General features: G+C 69.6%; 1 protein-coding gene. It reads right to left on the bottom strand.

What is annotated here, in order from left to right; all coding sequences use genetic code 11:
- Positions 1 to 3171 (bottom strand): SDR family NAD(P)-dependent oxidoreductase (locus E1283_RS34220; protein WP_279571314.1); only part of this gene is annotated, 3171 nt, incomplete at its 3' end.
- Positions 3172 to 3203: the final 32 nt, after the last annotated feature.

Genomic DNA, 3203 nt, shown 5'->3' with positions numbered 1-3203 from the left:
GTCGGTGGTGGTGAGTGCGGTGTCGAGGAGTGTGAGGGCTTGTTCTGTGGTGAGGGGGGTGAGTCCTGATCGGGACATGCGGGCGATGTCGTGTTGGTTGAGTTGTCCGGTCATGCCGCTGGCTTGGTCCCAGAGTCCCCAGGCGATGGAGGTGGCGGGCAGCCGGTGGGTGTGGCGGTGGGTGGCGAGCGCGTCGAGGAAGGCGTTGGCGGCCGCGTAGTTCGCCTGCCCTGGTGCGCCGAGTACGCCGGCGGCTGAGGAGAAGAGGACGAACGCCGTCAGGTCCCGGTTCTGGGTGAGTTCGTGGAGGTGGAGGGCTGCGTCGACCTTGGGGCGCAGGACTGTTTCCACCTGTTCGGCGGTCAGTGTCTCGATGAGTGCGTCGTCGAGGACCCCGGCGGCGTGGATCACCCCGGTGAGTGGGTGCTCGGACGGGATCGTGGCCAGTAGCTTTGTCACGGCGGATCGGTCGGCGGTGTCGCAGGCGGTGATCGTCACCTGGGCGCCGAGCTCGGTCAGCGCCGCCACCAGTGCGTCGGCCCCCGGAGCGTCGGGTCCGCGTCGGCTGGTCAGTAGCAGATGCCGCACCCCGTGTGCCGTGACCAGATGCCGGGCCACCAGACCACCCAACGTCCCCGTACCACCCGTGACGAGCACCGTCCCATCGGGTTCGAGATCGCGGCCGGCATCATCAGCAGCCGATGGGGATGCGACACGGACCAGACGGGGGCTGAACATGGCCTCTGCGCGGATCGCGAGCTGCGGTTCGCCGGCGGCGACGGCGGCCGGTAGCGCCCGTGCCGACGATTCGTCGTCGCCCAGGTCGATGAGCGCGATGCGGTCGGGATGTTCGGACTGCGCGGAGCGGAGGAGTCCCCAGACGCCGGCCTGGGTCAGGTCCGAGACGGTCTCGTCAGGCCCGGTCGCGATCGCCCCGCGGGTGACGACGACCAGCCGGGTGGAGCCGAACCGCTCGTCGGACAGCCACTGTTGCACCGACGACAGCGTCTGGGTGACGGCTGCTCGCACCTCTTCGGCGCTGAGCCTGGCCGGAGTTCTGCTGACGCAGGGCAGCACCAGGACGTCCGGCGCCGCGTCGTCGTCCGTCACTTTCAGCCCTGCCTGCTCCAAGGCTTCCTGAAGGTTCAGCGGGTCAGCCCCAACGACCGACCACCGTCCCATGGCCAGCTCGCCCACGGGTGGTGACGTGAGCTCCGCCCACTCCACGCGGAGCAGCGAGCCCTGCTCGCCACCGCGCGCGCTCCGGAGTTGCTCCGCCGCGACCGGACGCACCACAAGGGACTCCGCAGACGCCACCGGACGACCGGTGCCGTCCGCGATGGTCACGCTCACCGTGTCGGCGCCGGCCGATGCCAGCCGCACCCGTACCTGCGTCGCTCCGCCGGCCACCAATGACACCCCGGCCCAGGCGAACGGGAGACTCAGCTGGCGCTCGGCGGATCCCAGGAGACCCAGAGCGTGGGTGGCCGCGTCGAGGAGTGCGGGGTGGATGCCGAACTGGGTGGCCTGTTCGTGGGCTTGTTGGGGGAGTGCGACCTCGGCGAAGATCTCGTCGTCTCGGCGCCAGGCGGCCCGCAGTCCTTGGAAGGTCGGTCCGTAGCCGTAGCCAGCCTCGGCTCTGTTGTCGTAGAAGCTGTCGAGGCTGATGAGCTGGGCTCCTGGCGGCGGCCAGGTGGTGAGGTCGCTGGTGCCGGTGGGTGTGCTGGTGGTCAGGGTGCCGGTGGCGTGTTGGGTCCATTCGGCGGTGTTGTTGTCGGTGCGGGAGTGGATGGTGAGGGTGCGGTGGCCGGTCTGGTCGGGGGCGTCGAGGCGGACCTGGATGGCGACGGCGCCCTTGTCGGGCAGGACGAGAGGGGCTTGCAGGGTGAGTTCTTCGATGTGGTCGCAGCCGACCTCGTCGCCGGCGCGGATGGCCAGTTCGACGAATGCGGTGCCGGGGAGGAGTGCGACGTCGGCCACGGTGTGGTCGGCGAGCCAGGGTTGTGTCTGTAGGGACAGTCGGCCGGTGAGTACCACGGCGCCGTCGGGCATCTGGAGTGCGGCGCCGAGCAGGGGGTGGTTCGCGGTGTCCAGGCCCAGACCTGCCGGATCACCGCTCCCCGCCACCGGCGCGAGCCAGTAGCGCTGCCGTTGGAAGGCGTAGGTGGGCAGTTCTACCTGTCGGGCGTTGGTGTTGGTGAAGTGGGCTGGCCATTGGACGGGTGTGCCGTGGACGAAGGCTTCGGCGAGGGCGGTGGTGAAGCGGTGTGGGCTGCCTTCCTCGCGGCGGAGGGTGCCGACGAACGTCGCTTTGGTGTCGGTGGCGTCGATGGTCTCCTGGACGCCGACCGCGAGGACGGGGTGGGGGCTGGCTTCTACGAACAGCCGGTGGCCCTGTTTGAGGAGGAGTCGGGTCGTCTCCTCGAAGCGCACTGGCTGTCGGAGGTTTCTGAACCAGTAGTCGGCGTCGAGGCTGGTGGTGTCGATCGCCTCGGCGGTCACCGTGGAGAAGAACGGCACCTGCGCGGGCAAGGGAGTGACCGATGCCAGGGCGTCGAGCAGTTCTCCGCGAACAGCCTCCACCTGTGGTGAGTGTGAGGCGTAGTCGACGGGGATGCGTCGGGTGCGGATGCCGTCGGTTTCGCACGCCGCGAGGATCTGGCTGAGTGCGGTGTCGTCGCCGGAGATCACGGTGGAGGTGGGGCCGTTCATCGCCGCGATGGCGACCTGACCGTCCCAGGCCGAGAGCCGTTCCTGGACGTCTTCCGCCGACAGCGCGATCGAGGCCATGCCGCCGCCGGACAGCGCCGTCAGCGCTCGACTCCGCAACGCCACGATCTTCGCGGCGTCTTCCAGGGTGAGTGCGCCGGCGATGTGGGCGGCGGCGATCTCGCCCTGCGAGTGGCCGACGACGGCGGCTGGCTCCACGCCGTGGCTGCGCCACAGGTGCGCCAGTGACACCATCATCGAGAACAACACCGGCTGGACGATGTCGACGCGTTCCAGCGAGGTGCCGTCCGGCTCGCGCAGCACCTCGAGCAGGTCCCACTCCACATGCGGTGCCAGAGCCTGGGCACAGGCGTGCAGGTGCTCGGCGAACACCGGTGCGGTATCGAGGAGTTCCAGTGCCATCCCGACCCACTGCGAACCCTGGCCCGGGAAGACGAACACCGGCCTGGCCTCGCCCCCGGCACGGCCCACCA

This window comes from Streptomyces hainanensis (assembly GCF_004348415.1).
In the GTDB taxonomy this organism is placed as follows: Bacteria; Actinomycetota; Actinomycetes; order Streptomycetales; family Streptomycetaceae; genus Streptomyces; species Streptomyces hainanensis.
Note: the sequence above shows the minus strand (reverse complement) of the source record. Positions and strands in the feature narration are given on the sequence as shown.